Raw genomic sequence first — 14,997 nt, 5'->3', positions numbered from 1 at the left:
TGTGTCAAGCCCGAATGTCGACGAGCCGGAAACTGGCGTAGTGGTCGGCGGTGTAGAAGTACTCGCCGGCGCTGCCGGTGACGATCCGGCGGGCGCCACGGGTCGAGCTGCCCGGAGTCTTGACGGTGTACTCGTGGTAGTAGCCGGTGGAGCAGAGCGGCAGGAGCCGCTCCCGGTTCTGGAACACCGAACCGTCCTGCCGATACGGGAACGGCCCGCCCTGCCGGATGAGCCGCACGGTGTCGGTGGCCTGGCTGGGCAGTGCGGACAGGTTGACCCTGGTGAACCCGGAGGTGTCGCCGCACACGGCCTGGACGGCGGCCTGGCCCGCGCCGGCGGGCGCGGTGACCCCGACGAGACCGATCACGAGAGCGAACAGGACCTTCACTGCGCGTAATGTGATGTTGGTCATTCACGCACCGTAGCCCGGTCGTGTGACAGTCAGATGAATCATGGACGGCGTGACCGTGCAGATCAGACGAGCTGAAGCGACCGACGTGCCCGCGATCGTCGAGATGATCGCCAACGACCAGCTGGGAGCGAAGCGGGAGCGGCCCGGCGATCCCCGGTACCTGGCGGCTTTCGAGGAGATCGCCGCGGACCCGAACCAGTACCTCGCGGTCATGGAGGTGGACGGGTCCGTCGCGGGGACGCTGCAACTGACCTTCACACCGGGACTGTCCCGGCTGGGGATGAGGCGGGCGACGATCGAAGCGGTCCGGGTGCACGAGAACCACCGCGGCTCGGGACTCGGGCAGCGGTTCATCGAGTGGGCGATCGAGGAGGCACGGTCACGCGGATGCGGGCTGGTGCAGCTGACCACGGACGCCAGCCGCGCGGACGCGCACCGGTTCTACGAGCGGCTCGGCTTCAAGGCCAGCCACATCGGCATGAAGCTGCCCCTCTGACTCGGCCGGAGCGCGCCTCACCGGACGGCAATGTCCAATGTGGAGGGTGGGAGCCGCCCCTCGTGCACCAACTGGAGCACCACGGTCGCGACCATCGGCTTGGTCAGACTGGCGATCCGGAACCGCCCGTCGCACGGCAGCGGGTCCCAGTGTCCACATCGGACGCTCCAGCTTCGGCACGCCAGGTCTTCCCGCGATCGTGCACGGTGAGCACGGCGCCCGGCACCCCGGCGGCGAGACCGTCTCAGGCTCGTTCGGCCAGGCGCTTGAGCAGCCGGTCGTTGATCTGCGCGGGCAGCAGGTGCGAGACGTCGCCGCCGTACTTCGCGACCTCCTTGACCAGCGAGCTGGACAGGAAGCTGTACGCCGGGCTGGTCGGCATGAACAGCGTGTCGATGCCGGACAGCTGCTGGTTCATCTGCGCCATCTGCAACTCGTAGTCGAAGTCGCTGACCGCGCGCAGACCTTTGACGATCGCCTTGATGCCGTGTTTCTCGCAGTACTGGACCAGCAACCCGTGCCACGAGTCCACGCGCACGTTCCCCAGGTGGCTGGTCACGTCCCTGAGCATCTCGGTGCGCTCGTCGACCGTGAACAACGTCTGCTTCGACTTGTTGATCATCACGGCGATCACGACCTCGTCGAAGACCTCGGCGGCCCGCTCGATGATGTCGAGGTGCCCGTTGGTCACAGGGTCGTAGGAGCCTGGGTAGACCGCCCTCCGCATGGGCCGAAAGGTAGCAGCCGAACGGGCTCACCCACCGCTCTCGTGGCGCCGGTCACTCGGCCGGGTGTTCCGCCCAGTGCAACACCGTGTCGCCGTACTTCTTCGTCCGCAGCGCCGCCAAAGGGGCAGGCCAGACGGGTTCGGCGGCCCGCACGGACTGTTCGAGCACGACCAGGGCGCCCGGCGCGGTCCAGCCGGTCAGGGCGTTGATCTCGGCGGAGACGTCCAGATCGTAGGGCGGGTCCGCCAGCACGAGGTCGAACGGCGACGCCTCGCCGGACAGGAACGTCAGCACCTTCGAGGACACCACAGAGGTCCCGGGAAGCCCGACGGTGGCGACGTTTCGCCTGAGCACGGCCACGGCATTGCGGTCGGCCTCGACGAAGGTGACCGAGGCGGCACCCCGCGAGAGGGCTTCGAGCCCCAAGGCGCCGGACCCGGCGTAGAGGTCGAGCACACGGGCGGAGGAGAGGTCGAGCAACGCGTCGACGGCGCTGAACAGCGCCTCACGAACCCGTTCGGAGGTCGGGCGGGTCCCCCGGGGTGGTACGGCCAACCGGCGGCCGCCGGCCGTACCTGCCACGATCCGAGTCACCGGGTGATGATCTCACCGGCCGTTGTGGCCGCCTCCGTTGACGTGCAGCACCTGTCCGGTGACGTGCGCGGCGCCAGGTGAGGCGAGGTAGGACACGGCCGCGGCGACGTCCTGCGGGACGCCGGGACGGCCGGACGGGATCTCCTTGACCAGGAAGTCCCGGCGCTCGTCGGTGAGCGTGTTGTTGAAGAACTCGGTCTCGACGGTCATCCCGGGCGCCACGACGTTGGCGGTGGCCCGACCGGCGAGTTTCCTGGCCAGTTCCACGTTCCACGGCACGATCGCGGCCTTGGCGGGCCCGTACGAGCCGCTGCCGCGCACACCGGCGATCGAGCTGATGCTGATGATCCGGCCGTTCCCGGCCAGCCGCGGCAGCAGGGCCTCGGTGACCAGCACGGCGGAGATCACGTTCGACTCGTAGTCGGCCAGCCAGAGCCGCTTGAGCGCGGCCAGGTCGCCGGCCGGGGCGGCGAGGCCCTGGCGCGCCATGTTGGCGCCGGCGTTGTTGACGAGGATGTCGACCGTTCGGGGTAGTTCGTCCAGAGCCGCTTGGACCGCGGCCGGGTCGGTGGCGTCGAACACCACATGCCTGGCACCGATCTCCGCGGCGGTCGCGGCGAGCACATCCGGCCTGCGTCCGGTGACGACCACGTCCACACCGTCGCTGACCAGCTGGGATGCGATGGCACGGCCGATTCCGGTCCCACCGCCTGTGACAACAGCAGTCAATGTCATGGGTGCATAATCTTGGGTTGCGGACGGAGCCGGTCAAGCTTTCACATCCGTGGAACGTGATCTGAACCAACATCCTGTCGACAAGTGGTTTGTCAACCGCTGAGAGAGCGTAATGTGGCTCTTCCGTCCCAAAGAAGAACCGGGGGTCGTGGGTGTCGCAGGCCGCAGTCCGACAGGCGGAGATCGCGATCGAGCAGAAGCACGTGGACGTTGTCTACGCGCGGCTGGCCGACATGCGGGTGGAAGCCGAAGAGATGCGCGATCGCGGTGATCGCCTCGCACACGGTGCGGGCACCGAAGCCGTGTTCGAGCAGGCGTCCATGCTCTACGAGCGTGATGTGATGGTCCGGCACGCCAACCGGATCCTGCAGGCGCTCGACGCGGAGCACGAGGGCCTGGTGTTCGGTCGTCTCGACGAGAGCACCGGTGAGACGCTGTACGTGGGCAGGCTCGGCATCCGGGACGCGGAGTTCGAGAACCTGGTGACCGACTGGCGTGCTCCCGCGGCCGCGCCGTTCTACCAGGCCACGGCCGAGCAGCCGATGGGCGTGGTGCGCCGCAGGGTGATCCGCTCGTCCGGCCAGCAGGTGGTGGAGATCGACGACGACCTGCTGATGCCCGACGAGCAGCCGGACACCATGCAGGTGGTCGGCGAAGGCGCGCTGATGGCGTCGCTGAACCGGGCTCGTAGCGACCAGATGCGCGACATCGTGGCGACCATCCAGAAGGAGCAGGACGAGGCGATCAGGGCGCCGTGGCGCGGTGTCACGGAAATCACCGGCGGTCCCGGCACTGGCAAGACCGCCGTGGCCCTGCACCGCGTGGCGTACCTGCTTTACCGCGACCGCAAGCGGATGGGCAGCGCGGGCGTGCTGGTGCTCGGACCGTCCACCGCATTCACGTCATACATCTCGCGCGTGTTGCCTTCGATGGGTGAGGACAGCGTCGAACTGCGCTCGTTGGGCAACCTGCTCGACGGCGTCGAGGCGACCCGGATCGACCCGGCGCCGATCGCGGCGATCAAGGGTTCGCTGCGGATGCGGCGCGTGCTGAAGAAGGCCCTGCGCGACACGCCGCCGGACGCGCCGACCGAACTGCGGATCACGTACCGCGGCGAGGTGTTGAAGCTCAACGAGCAGGAACTGGCGAAGGTTCGCCGTCAGGTGCACAGCCTGGGCCGCCTGCCCAACCGGTCCCGGGTGGACGCCGCCGAGGCGTTGCTGGAAGCGTTGTGGCACAAGGCAGAGTCGTACGAGGGCTACGACGTCACCAAGAAGGACCTGCTAATCGACCTCGGCGAGCGAATCGACTTCCACCGGTTCGTGGTGGTGTTCTGGCCGATTCTGACACCGACCGACGTGCTGCGTTCGCTCGGCGACCGGGCCCGGTTGGCCCGTGCGGCAGGCTCGACGTTGTCGAAGCGCGAAGTCGACCAACTGGCGGCCTCGTGGCGCAAGGACGACTGGTCCGTCGCCGACGTGGCGTTGCTGGACGAGCTGCGCACGTTGATCGGCCCGCCGCCCAAGCGCCGCAACAGGCGTGCGGTGCTTGAGGAGCAGCCGGAGCCGAGCGGCCGTCGCCGTCCGGAGAACTACGAGGACTACTCGCACATCGTCGTCGACGAGTCACAGGACCTGTCGCCGATGCAGTGGCGGATGATCGCGCGCCGCGGCCAGTACGCCAGCTGGACCCTGGTCGGCGACCCGGTGCAGAGCACGTGGCCGGACGTGGCGGAGGCCCAGCAGGCCCGGGACACCGCGCTGGGCAAGCGAACCACGCGCCGCCGCTTCACCCTGCGCACGAACTACCGCAACTCGGCGGAGATCTTCAACCTCGCCGCCCGCGTGGTCCGTGACGTGGCGTCCGACGACGAACTCCCGCGTGCGGTCCGGGACACCGGCATCGAGCCGGTGATCGAGTCCGTCGTCCCGGGCTCGTTGCCCGGCGCGGTCCGGGACGCGGCCCGGGACCTGCTGACGCGGGTGGACGGCACGGTCGGCGTGATCGCGTCGATGACCAGCATCGACAAGGTCCGCTCGTGGATGTCCGAAGTGGACGACGACCGCGTGCGGGTGGTGGACGCGATCGAGGCCAAGGGCCTCGAGTACGACGCGGTGGTCCTGGTCGAGCCGGCCGAGATGGTCACCGAGTCGATGACCGGCCCGCGTGCCCTCTACGTCGCCCTGACCCGCGCCACCCAGCGTTTGACCGTGCTGACCACCGACGAGAACTGGCCCGCCTAGGAGCCGCCGTGTCCACCATTCCGGCACCCCGAAACACCCATTCCGGCACCCCGAAATTCCCCCGCACGAACCCGCGCGGGAATTTCGGGGTGCCGGAACGTGCAACTCCTGGTGCCGGAATGGTGGACACGCCCGTAGGGATTAGCTCACCCAGCCGCCGGTGCGCCAGTACTGGCCGTGCTCGCGGGTGAGGAGGTCCTCGTCGACCAGGTAGCGGCGGAGCGTGACGTAGTCGGTCTCGCCGCCGTCGCACCACGCGCGCAGGACGACGTCGACTTCCTTCTCGGGGAAGCGGCGGCCCGGTTCGAACGAGGCCGCGATGTGTTCGAGCAGGATTCGCCTGCGGCCGCGTTTGGCCGGGAAGCGAACCAGGCGGCCGTCCCGGATGAACGTCCGGAGCACTTTCTCGGCCTGCGGGTCGGCGTAACCGAAATCCATACCGCATTGATAACCCGCTGGCCGCGAGCCCGCCAACCGATATAGCCCGTTCCCGGCCGGGAGCTGCTCAGTCCTGAGCGCCGCGCCGCAGAGCTCCCACCACCGCCTCGACAAGTGGCCTGAGCTTGGCGATCTGCGCCGGGTCGGCGGTCGCACACTCGGTGATCCCGGCGCCCACCACAGGCACTGGGATTCCGTCGATCGTGGCCGCCACCTCGGCGATGCTCAGCCCGTCGGGCTCCGGAAAGGTCGCGCCGCCGAACTCCGACGGGTCCAGCACATCCAGGTCGACATGGAGATAGATCCGCTCGCCCGGGTACGAGTCGGACGTGACCAGCCCGCGGTCGATCGCGGCCTGCTCGCCCGGGTCGATCGACCGCGCGCCGACCAGGACGGCGTTGCCCGGCCGCAAAGCCGGGCCGGCCACGAACTCCGGGTCGCCCTCACCGAACAACACCCGCAACGCCATCCCGTGGAAGGCGCCCGACGGCGACGTCGACGGCGTGTTCAGGTCCGGATGCGCGTCGAACCACACGACACCGAGGTTCTCGCCGTGCCGGAACCGCGCGACCCCGATCGGCGCCACGTCCGAGCCGCAGTCGCCGCCGATCGTCAGCACCGGTCCGCCGGGCGCCTCCAGGGCCGCGAGCTGGGCGGTCCGGTTGACGATCAACGCCGCCCGGTTCGCCACCCCGCCGACCGCGGGCGAGTCCTCAGTGGACACGGGAACCACGGACGGCTCGACCCCGGCGATCTCACCCGCCAGCCTGCTCAGCGCCAGGCACCCGTCGGGCAGGAACCGCGCCTTGTCCACCAAAGCGCCCTGCCGCTGCGGCACAGCATGAATCTGCACAAGGTCCCCCAGGCATACGAATGGCCGTGACGACGAACCCATCGCCACGGCCACCGTATCGCCCAGGACATCCCTTACGACAGCACGATCAGCAGGTCGCCGCCTTCCACCTGCTGCACCGAGCCGATCGCCAGCCGCTGCACGCGGCCGCCCTTCGGCGCGGTGATCGCGGCCTCCATCTTCATCGCCTCGATCGTGGCCACCGTGGCACCGGCCTCGACCTCGTCGCCCTCGGCCACCGCCAGCGTGACCACGCCGGCGAACGGGGCGGGCACGTGGTTCGCGTTGCCCCGCTCGGCCTTCTCCGCGACCGGCAGGTTGGACGCGATCGACCGGTCCCGCACGGGGATCGGCCGCAGCTGGCCGTTCAGCGTCGCCATCACCGTCCGCATGCCGCGCTCGTCGGCCTCACCGACGGCCTCGAGCTCGATCAGCAGCCGGACGCCCGGCTCCAGGTCGACCGGGTACTCCACGCCGGGCCGCAGGCCGTAGAAGAAGTCCTTGCTGGCCAGCACCGACGTGTCGCCGAACTGCTCGCGGTGGGCCAGGAACTCCTTGGTCGGCCCGGGGAACAGCAGCCGGTTCAGCGTGCCGCGCGGGTCCTGCTCCAGCGCCTTCTTGTCGTCGTCGGACAGCTCGGTGACGCCCTTGCGTGCCGGACGTCCGCGCAACGCCTTGGTGCGGAACGGTTCCGGCCAGCCGCCCGCCGGGTCGCCGAGCTCGCCGTGCAGGAACCCGATCACCGAGTCCGGGATGTCGAACCGGCCCGGGTCGGCCTCGAACTCCTTCGGGTCGACGCCCGCGCCGACCAGGTGCAACGCCAGGTCGCCGACCACCTTGGACGACGGAGTCACCTTGATCAGGTGACCGAGCATCCGGTCGGCCGCGGCGTACATCGTCTCGATCTCCTCGAACCGGTCGCCCAGTCCGAGCGCCTTGGCCTGCGTGCGCAGGTTGGACAGCTGACCGCCGGGGATCTCGTGCAGGTACACGCGTCCGGTCGGGCCGGGCAGGCCCGCCTCGAACGGGTAGTACACCCGCCGGACGATCTCCCAGTACGGCTCCAGGTCGGACACCGCCTGCAGGCTCAGCCCGGTCTCCCGCTCGCCGTGGTCGGTCGCGGCCACGATCGCCGAGAGCGACGGCTGGGAGGTCGTGCCGGACATCGACGCCGTCGCGCCGTCCACCGCGTCCACACCGGCCTGGATCGCCGCGAGGTACGTCGCCAGCTGGCCACCCGCGGTGTCGTGCGTGTGCAGGTGCACCGGCAGGTCGAACTCCTTGCGCAGTGCGGTGATCAGCTTGGTCGCGGCAGGCGGCCGCAGCAGGCCTGCCATGTCCTTCACCGCCAGCACGTGCGCGCCCGCGCCGACGATCTGCTCGGCCAGCTTGAGGTAGTAGTCCAATGTGTACAGCTGCTCGCCCGGGTCGGACAGGTCGGACGTGTAGCACAGCGACACCTCGGCGATGGCCGTGCCGGTCTCCCGGACCGCCTCGATGGCCGGGCGCATCTGCTCGACGTCGTTGAGCGCGTCGAAGATCCGGAAGATGTCGATCCCGGTCTTCGTGGCCTCCTCGACGAACTTCTGCGTCACCGCCTCCGGGTACGGCGTGTACCCGACGGTGTTGCGGCCACGGAGCAACATCTGCAGGCAGATGTTGGGGACCGCTTCACGCAGGCGCGCGAGCCGTTCCCACGGGTCCTCAGCCAGGAACCGCAACGCGACGTCGTAGGTCGCGCCACCCCAGCACTCGACCGAGAGCAGCTCGGGCATGGTGTGCGCGACGTACGGCGCCACGGCCAGCAGGTCCTTGGTCCGTACTCGTGTGGCCAGCAGCGACTGGTGCGCGTCACGGAAGGTCGTGTCGGTGACGCCGACCAGCTTCGCCTCACGCAGCCACCGGGCGAACCCCTCCGGGCCGAGCTCGGTCAGCTTCTGCTTCGAGCCGGCGGGCGGGTCGCCGTTGATCTCGACCGACGGCAGCTTCTCCACCGGGTCGACGAACTTCGGCCGCTCGCCGTTGGGCTTGTTGACCGTCACATCCGCCAGGTACGACAGCAGCTTCGTGCCGCGGTCCGCGGAGTGCCGTGCGGTCAGCAGGTACGGCCGCTGCTCGATGAAGCCGGTGGTGATCCGGCCCGCCCGGAAGTCCGGGTCGTCGAGAACCGCCTGCAGGAACGGGATGTTGGTGGCCACGCCGCGGATGCGGAACTCCGCGACCGCGCGGCGCGCCCTGGCCACGGCCGTCTCCAGGTTGCGGCCCCGGCAGGTCAGCTTCACCAGCATCGAGTCGAAGTGCGCGCTGATCTCCGTGCCCGCGAAGGCGGTGCCGCCGTCCAGCCGGATGCCCGCGCCGCCCGGCGAGCGGTAGGCGCTGATCATGCCGGTGTCCGGGCGGAACCCGTTCGCCGGATCCTCGGTCGTAATCCGGCACTGCAGGGCGAACCCGCGCAGCCGCACGGCGTCCTGGCTCAGCCCGAGGTCCGCCAGGGTCTCCCCGGCGGCGATCCGCAGCTGCGACTGCACCAGGTCGACATCGGTGACCTCTTCGGTAACCGTGTGCTCGACCTGGATCCGCGGGTTCATCTCGATGAACACGTGCTTGCCGGACGGGTCGAGCAGGAACTCGACCGTGCCCGCGTTGCGGTACCCGATGTGCCTGGCGAACTTCACCGCGTCACCGCAGATGCGTTCCCGCAGCTCGTCGGACAGGTTCGGCGCGGGCGCCATCTCGATGACCTTCTGGTGCCTGCGCTGCATCGAGCAGTCCCGCTCGAACAGGTGCATGACCTCGCCGGTGCCGTCGGCGAGGATCTGGACCTCGATGTGCCGTGGGTCGACCACGGCCTGTTCGAGGAAGACGGTGGGGTCGCCGAACGCCGACTCGGCCTCACGCATCGCGGCCTCGATCGACTCACGCAGCGTGCTGGCCTGCTCCACCCGTCGCATACCACGGCCGCCACCACCGGCGACGGCCTTGACGAACACCGGGAAACCGATGCGCTCCGCCTCGGCCAGCAGCTCGTCCACATCGGACGAGGGAGCGGACGATTCGAGCACCGGCAACCCGGCAGCCTTGGCCGCGGCGACCGCCCTGGCCTTGTTCCCGGTCAGCTCGAGCACCTCGGTGCTCGGGCCGACAAAGGTGATTCCGGCTTCGGCACAGGCTCGTGCCAGGTCGGGATTCTCCGACAGGAAGCCGTAACCGGGGTACACGGCGTCAGCACCGGACTTACGAGCGGCCTTCACGATTTCGTCCACCGACAAGTACGCACGTACCGGATGGCCCTGCGCACCGATCTGGTACGCCTCGTCGGCCTTCAGCCTGTGCAGTGAATTGCGGTCCTCGTAAGGAAAGACGGCAACCGTTCCGGCGCCGAGCTCATAGCCGGCGCGAAACGCCCTGATCGCGATCTCGCCGCGGTTGGCGACGAGTATCTTGCGGAACATCGCCCGGATACCTCCTGGTCGCGCTGGTCGTCCGGAGAACGCTACCGGTCGGAGGCATCCGGGGCACGGGTTGTGGTGATCGACGTCATGCGGACGTGTCCACTAGGTGGAATCGACCAGGCCGTAACCACGCGCGTTGGTCAGCGCCTGCGGCCGGTTACGGGCGCTGAGCTTGGAGAACAGCTGCCGCTGTTCGCTTTGGACGGTCTTGACGGCGATGCCGAGCGCCTGCGCGGTCTGCCGGACCGACTCGCCCCTGGCGATCGACTCCAGGATGTCGCGTTCCCGCTTGGTCAGGGTGCGCGGCGGCTCGCCGCCGGGGCCGCGGGCCTGCCTGCCCGGCAGCCGCATGCCCAGCCTGCCGACCTCCGCGGTGGCCTGCGTCCGGCTCTGCACGTCCAGCTTGGCGAAGATCCGCCGCTTGTGGTTGGTGACCGTGTGCGGGCTGATGCCCAGCTCGTCGGCGATCTCCGCGGCCGAGCAGCCCGCGCAGATCAACGCGAGGATCTCCAGTTCACGCGCGCTCAGGCCGTGCCCAGGGGTGGCCGGACGCCAGCCGCTCTCGGCCTCGGCCAGGGCGTCGCGCAGGGCCGCGACGCCGAACCGCGTGCTGACCAGCCGGTGTACACCGGCGTGGTGCAGGAACGCGAGGCTGTGGGCGTCCAGCGCGCGATGCAGGCCGACGATGTGCGGTTCGCACCGAGCCGCGCGCAGTTCCGCGACGAGTTCGAGTTCCTCCGGCTCGGCCGAACGCAGTTCGACCACCGCCGTGTCGGGCGACCGCAGCGTGCACAGCCGCAGCAGGCCGTCGCCCGTCGCCGCCGCTCCGGCGACGAGGTATCCAGGCAACGACGCTATCCAGTTGGCGAGCGCATCCCTCAACAAGCCGTCCACGCAACGCAGGACGACCGTGTGCCGGTAATCCGACATAGTGCGGCCCACTTCCCGCCACGCCGCGTAGGAGTGTGAACACAGGGTAAACGACTGGCGACGCACAGGTCTGGACCATTAGGGCTAATTCCGGCGAGGCCGACCGCCGGATCACCGTCCGCGCTCGACCGGAGTCGATCAGGTGATCACGACTGGGCCGACCGGACCAAGATCACTACGACGTGCAGGGTGTACCTCACACGTTGCGCCATCGAGGGATTCACTAAAGTGGTGGAATGGCCGTTGCCAACGAGTCCCAGAAGTCCACGCCCACCTACTTCGACTCCGCGTTGAACGGATACAACAAGAAGCAGGTGAACGAGCGGGTCACCGGGCTCGTGAGCGATCTGAAGGACGCCACGATCGCTCGCGACGAGGCGAACGCGCGGGTGGCCGAACTGACCAAGGCACTGAACTACGCGCAGCAGGAGCTGACGGACACCAAGGCCCGGCTCGAACGGATGGCCACCAACCCCAGCAGCGCCACGGCGATGACCGAGCGCGTGCGCGAGATGATGCGCCTGGCGGAGGAAGAAGTGGCCGAGCTGCGCCGCGGCGGCGAGGAGCACGTCAAGGAACTGCGCGCGAAAGCGGACAAGTACGCCTCGGAGACCCGTTTCGCCGCGGACAAGTACGCGGTGAAGATCCGCGACGACGCGGACAAGTACGCCGCCAAGACGCGCGCGAAGGCCGACGCGCTGGCGGGCGAACTGCAGACCCAGCACGACGCGCGGATGGCCGAGCTGGAGCGGCGCCGCAAGGAGCTGGAAGAGAAGTACACCAAGCACCACAACGACCTGGACGCCGAGTACGACCAGCTGAAGGCGAAGCTGACCGCCGAGCACACCCAGCTGATGACCGAGGCCAGGGCCGAATCCGCCAAGATCGTGGCCGAGGCGAAGAAGGCCGTGGAGCAGTTGGAGAAGGAGTCGGCGGCGACCCGGACCCGGCTCGACCAGGAAGCGGCTGCCGAGCGCAGGAAACTGGCCGACGAGACGGAGAAGACGATCGCCGCCCAGAAAGCCGAAGCCGAGCGCGTCGCCGCGGAAACGAAGGCGGGCGCCGAGGAAATCGCCGCCGAAATCCTCAGCAAAGCCGAACAGAAGCAGACCGAGGCGGACACGTCGACAAAGCGCCTGATCGAACTGCGCAACCAGATCGCCGAGCGGCTGACCGCGACGAACCAAGCGGTCCAGGAAGCGATCAAGCACTTCGAATCCGAAGAAAAGCCCGCAAAGAAATAGCCCCCAACCCCACCCCGGCCGCGCCCGGCCTCCGGCCGACTACGCACGGCCGCGCCCGACAGCGCGCTGCGGCCCCGGGCGTGTCCACCTTTCCAGCACCCCGTGTCCACCACTCCAGCACCACGAGATACACACTCCGGCACCGCGAGATGCCCACTCCGGCACGCCGTGTCCACCACTCCGGCACCCCCCAGATACACACTCCGACACCCCGTGTCCACCACTCCGACACCTTGAGATGCTCGCTGCGGCATGACGAGATTTCCGCCCGCGTCGCCGCGGAGATTTCGCGGTGCCGGAAACGCCAAGACACGGCGCCGGAAACGCCAAGACACGGCGCCGGAAACGCCAAGACACGGCGCCGGAAACGCCAAGACACGGCGCCGGAAACGCCAAGACACGGCGCCGGAAAGGTCAAGTCGCGGTGCCGGAAAGGTCAAGTCAGGGTGCTGGAAAGGTGGACACGCGCGGGGGGTGGGTCAGGCTTTCTGGAGGTATTCGGCGCGTTCGGAGTCCACCAGGGTCTCGGCCATTCCGCGCAGTCCCGGGCTTCGCGCAAGGCCGGGATCGTCGGCGACCAGACGCTGGGCTTCTTCGCGGGCCTGGGAGATCATCTCCGAATCCCGCAACAAGGACAGCATCTTCAGCTGGGACCGTTTACCTGACTGGGTCGCACCGAGGATGTCGCCCTCACGGCGGATCTCCAGGTCCAGCTGGGCCAGTTCGAACCCGTCCACAGTAGACGCCACAGCGTCCAGGCGCTCACGGGTCGTTGTGCCTTCGAGGGCCTCGCTGACCAGCAGGCACAGGCCGGGTGCGCTGCCCCGGCCGACACGGCCACGCAGCTGGTGCAACTGGCTCACGCCGAACCGGTCGGCGTCCATGATCACCATCGCCGTCGCGTTCGGGACGTTCACGCCGACCTCGACCACCGTCGTGGCGACGAGGACGTCCACCTCGCCCGCGGCGAACGCCCGCATGGTCGCGTCCTTGTCGTCCGCGGGCATCTTGCCGTGCAGCACCGCCACCCGAAGTCCGGACAACGGCCCCGCGGCCAGCATGGGCGCGACTTCCTCGACGGCCAGCGGTTGCCGGCGGCCGTCGTCGTTCAGCGGCGGCTCCTCGGCTTCCTCGGCTCCGGCCTCGCCGATACGCGGGCAGACGACATACGCCTGGTGCCCGGCGGCGATCTCCTCACGCACCCGTTGCCAGACCCGGTCGAGCCACTGCGGCTTCTCCGCCACAGGAACCACGTTCGTCGCGATCGGCGACCGACCACGCGGCAGCTCCCGCAAAGCGGACGTCTCCAGATCGCCATAGACCGTCATCGCGACGGTCCGGGGAATCGGCGTCGCGGTCATGACCAGAACATGCGGGCTGGTGCCGTCCCCGGCACGAGTCCGCAGCGCGTCCCGTTGCTCAACGCCGAAGCGGTGCTGCTCGTCCACGACCACAAAGCCGAGGTCGGCGAACGACACCTTGTCCTGGATCAGCGCGTGCGTGCCGACCACGATCCCGGCCGCGCCGGAAGCCGCGTCGAGCAAAGCCTGTTTACGCGCGGCCGCGGGCAAGGACCCGGTCAGCAGGGTCAACCGGGTCGCCTGTTCGGCGGCCCCGAGTTCGCCTGCTTGGGCCAGGTCGCCGAGCATCTCCTGTAGGGACCGTGCGTGCTGGGCGGCGAGGACCTCGGTCGGCGCGAGCATCGCGGCCTGCCGGCCGGAGTCGACGACCTGCAACATCGCCCGCAGGGCCACGATCGTCTTTCCGCTACCGACCTCGCCTTGCAGCAGCCGGTTCATCGGGTGCTGGCCGGACAGGTCCGCCGCGATCGCCTCGCCGACTTCCTGCTGGCCCGCGGTCAGTTCGAACGGCAGTCGCGCATCGAACGCGTCCAGGATTCCCCCGGCCTTGCGCGGGCACGCGGGCGCGGGACGGGCCGCGGCGGCCTGGCGGCGCAGGGCCAGCGCGAGCTGCACGGCGATGGCCTCGTCCCACTTCAGGCGCTTACGGGCGGCGCCGATCTGGTCCCAGCCCTCCGGCATGTGGATCGCGCGCAGCGCCGCGTCGAGCGGCAGCATGCCGCGGTCCTTCAGCAACGCGGGCGGCAGCGGATCCTCCGCTCCCTCCCAGACTCCCAGCAGCTGCTTGACGCAGTTGGCGATCTTCCAGGTCGGCATCTTGGCCGCCGCCGGGTAGATCGGCCGCATCTTCTGCAGCTCGGCGTCGTCCTCCTCGTCGAAGATCTGCACTTCCGGGTTCTGCAGCTGCAACTTCTTGTTGAACACGCCGACCTTGCCGGCGAAGAACCCGCGCGCGCCGACCTTCAGCTGGTCCTTGTACTTGCCCTGCTGGTTGAAGAACGACATCGTCAGCCTGCTCTTGCCGTCGGTGATCTCCACCTCGGTACGGGTGCCGCGGCGCTGACGCATCTGGTGCCTGGTGACCCGGGTGATCTCGGCCTGGATCGTGACGTGTTCGCCGATCTCGAGCCCGGCGATGTCGGTCAGCTCGCCGAACTCGACGTACCGGCGCGGATAGTGCCGCAGCAGGTCACCGACGGTGTGCAGCTCAAGGGCGGCCGCCAGGGCGTCGGCCGACTTCTTGCCCAGTACGGGCTGCAGGCTGTCATCGAACGAACTCATCACCGGCAGACTATCGAGAAGGTCCGACAATGTTGGATTGTCCTCGCTCCGCGAGGACGGGCTTGGTCGCCAGAGCCAACCATTTACGCCCCGCCCCACGCAGCCGACATCTCCGCTGATGGCAGATCAACACTGTGGCCGGGACGATGCCGGGCGTGTTGCGTGGCGTAAATGATCGGCGCAACCAAGCCAACCACCCGCCAAACGACCCGCCCCGAACCCGGATTGCC

Annotated in this window: 12 protein-coding genes; 3 read left to right on the top strand and 9 right to left on the bottom strand. The window is 68.9% G+C overall.

Annotated features, from left to right (window positions below; all coding sequences use genetic code 11):
• Positions 1 to 4: 4 nt before the first annotated feature.
• Positions 5 to 412, bottom strand: a complete 408-nt coding sequence (locus tag GC106_RS34530; RefSeq protein WP_173139311.1) for a guanyl-specific ribonuclease — start codon at positions 410 to 412, stop codon at positions 5 to 7.
• Positions 413 to 467: 55 nt separating this feature from the next.
• Between GC106_RS34530 and GC106_RS34525 the strand changes: the two genes are divergently transcribed.
• The gene (locus GC106_RS34525; RefSeq protein WP_376777798.1) at positions 468 to 908 is read left to right on the top strand and encodes a GNAT family N-acetyltransferase; all 441 of its coding nucleotides are present in this window, start codon (positions 468 to 470) and stop codon (positions 906 to 908) included.
• A 244-nt stretch (positions 909 to 1,152) separates the two neighbouring features.
• Here the strand turns inward: GC106_RS34525 and coaD are convergent, their stop codons facing one another.
• From coaD to GC106_RS34505, 3 genes are read right to left on the bottom strand one after another with little or no spacing between them, the layout of a single operon-like run.
• Positions 1,153 to 1,635, bottom strand: a complete 483-nt coding sequence (gene coaD, locus GC106_RS34515; protein ID WP_173139307.1) for a pantetheine-phosphate adenylyltransferase — start codon at positions 1,633 to 1,635, stop codon at positions 1,153 to 1,155.
• Positions 1,636 to 1,687: 52 nt separating this feature from the next.
• A complete protein-coding gene (gene rsmD, locus GC106_RS34510; RefSeq protein WP_173139305.1) occupies positions 1,688 to 2,230 on the bottom strand; it encodes a 16S rRNA (guanine(966)-N(2))-methyltransferase RsmD in 543 nt (180 codons plus the stop codon).
• 12 nt (positions 2,231 to 2,242) lie between these two features.
• The gene (locus tag GC106_RS34505; protein WP_173139303.1) at positions 2,243 to 2,965 is read right to left on the bottom strand and encodes an SDR family oxidoreductase; all 723 of its coding nucleotides are present in this window, start codon (positions 2,963 to 2,965) and stop codon (positions 2,243 to 2,245) included.
• A gap of 152 nt (positions 2,966 to 3,117) precedes the next feature.
• Between GC106_RS34505 and GC106_RS34500 the strand changes: the two genes are divergently transcribed.
• Positions 3,118 to 5,208, top strand: a complete 2,091-nt coding sequence (locus GC106_RS34500) for a HelD family protein (RefSeq protein WP_173139301.1) — start codon at positions 3,118 to 3,120, stop codon at positions 5,206 to 5,208.
• 141 nt (positions 5,209 to 5,349) lie between these two features.
• On the opposite strand, the gene GC106_RS34495 is transcribed toward GC106_RS34500, so the two are convergent.
• The 4 genes from GC106_RS34495 to GC106_RS34480 all read right to left on the bottom strand — a co-directional run bounded on the left by GC106_RS34495 (position 5,350) and on the right by GC106_RS34480 (position 10,845).
• Positions 5,350 to 5,646, bottom strand: a complete 297-nt coding sequence (locus GC106_RS34495) for a DUF2087 domain-containing protein (RefSeq protein ID WP_173139299.1) — start codon at positions 5,644 to 5,646, stop codon at positions 5,350 to 5,352.
• Positions 5,647 to 5,713: 67 nt separating this feature from the next.
• Entirely contained in the window at positions 5,714 to 6,484 is a 771-nt protein-coding gene (locus GC106_RS34490; RefSeq protein WP_376777791.1) for an arginase family protein, read from the bottom strand.
• An 89-nt stretch (positions 6,485 to 6,573) separates the two neighbouring features.
• A complete protein-coding gene (locus tag GC106_RS34485) occupies positions 6,574 to 9,951 on the bottom strand; it encodes a pyruvate carboxylase (protein ID WP_173139295.1) in 3,378 nt (1,125 codons plus the stop codon).
• A gap of 102 nt (positions 9,952 to 10,053) precedes the next feature.
• Positions 10,054 to 10,845 carry a response regulator transcription factor gene (locus tag GC106_RS34480; protein WP_173139293.1) on the bottom strand — a complete coding sequence of 264 codons (792 nt, stop codon included), beginning with the start codon at positions 10,843 to 10,845 and terminating at the stop codon, positions 10,054 to 10,056.
• A 272-nt stretch (positions 10,846 to 11,117) separates the two neighbouring features.
• Between GC106_RS34480 and GC106_RS34475 the strand changes: the two genes are divergently transcribed.
• Positions 11,118 to 12,125 (top strand): coiled-coil domain-containing protein, encoded by a 1,008-nt coding sequence (locus tag GC106_RS34475; RefSeq protein ID WP_173139291.1) that lies wholly within the window; start codon positions 11,118 to 11,120, stop codon positions 12,123 to 12,125.
• Positions 12,126 to 12,604: 479 nt separating this feature from the next.
• Here the strand turns inward: GC106_RS34475 and recG are convergent, their stop codons facing one another.
• Positions 12,605 to 14,767, bottom strand: coding sequence for an ATP-dependent DNA helicase RecG (recG, locus tag GC106_RS34470; protein WP_173139289.1), 2,163 nt, complete (start codon positions 14,765 to 14,767; stop codon positions 12,605 to 12,607).
• Positions 14,768 to 14,997: the final 230 nt, after the last annotated feature.

Source organism: Kibdelosporangium persicum, assembly GCF_013280595.1.
GTDB classification, from domain to species: Bacteria; Actinomycetota; Actinomycetes; order Mycobacteriales; family Pseudonocardiaceae; genus Kibdelosporangium; species Kibdelosporangium persicum.
The sequence above is the reverse complement of the archived record's forward strand: the minus strand, read 5'-3'. Positions and strand labels throughout refer to the sequence as shown.

What these genes read in the sequence shown, in the direction of transcription:
- GC106_RS34530 (WP_173139311.1), bottom strand. Translation starts at nt 412, where the DNA reads ATGACCAACATCACATTACGCGCAGTGAAGGTCCTGTTCGCTCTCGTG.
- coaD (WP_173139307.1), bottom strand. Translation starts at nt 1,635, where the DNA reads ATGCGGAGGGCGGTCTACCCAGGCTCCTACGACCCTGTGACCAACGGG.
- GC106_RS34505 (WP_173139303.1), bottom strand. Translation starts at nt 2,965, where the DNA reads ATGACATTGACTGCTGTTGTCACAGGCGGTGGGACCGGAATCGGCCGT.
- GC106_RS34495 (WP_173139299.1), bottom strand. Translation starts at nt 5,646, where the DNA reads ATGGATTTCGGTTACGCCGACCCGCAGGCCGAGAAAGTGCTCCGGACG.
- GC106_RS34485 (WP_173139295.1), bottom strand. Translation starts at nt 9,951, where the DNA reads ATGTTCCGCAAGATACTCGTCGCCAACCGCGGCGAGATCGCGATCAGG.
- GC106_RS34475 (WP_173139291.1), top strand. Translation starts at nt 11,118, where the DNA reads ATGGCCGTTGCCAACGAGTCCCAGAAGTCCACGCCCACCTACTTCGAC.
- recG (WP_173139289.1), bottom strand. Translation starts at nt 14,767, where the DNA reads ATGAGTTCGTTCGATGACAGCCTGCAGCCCGTACTGGGCAAGAAGTCG.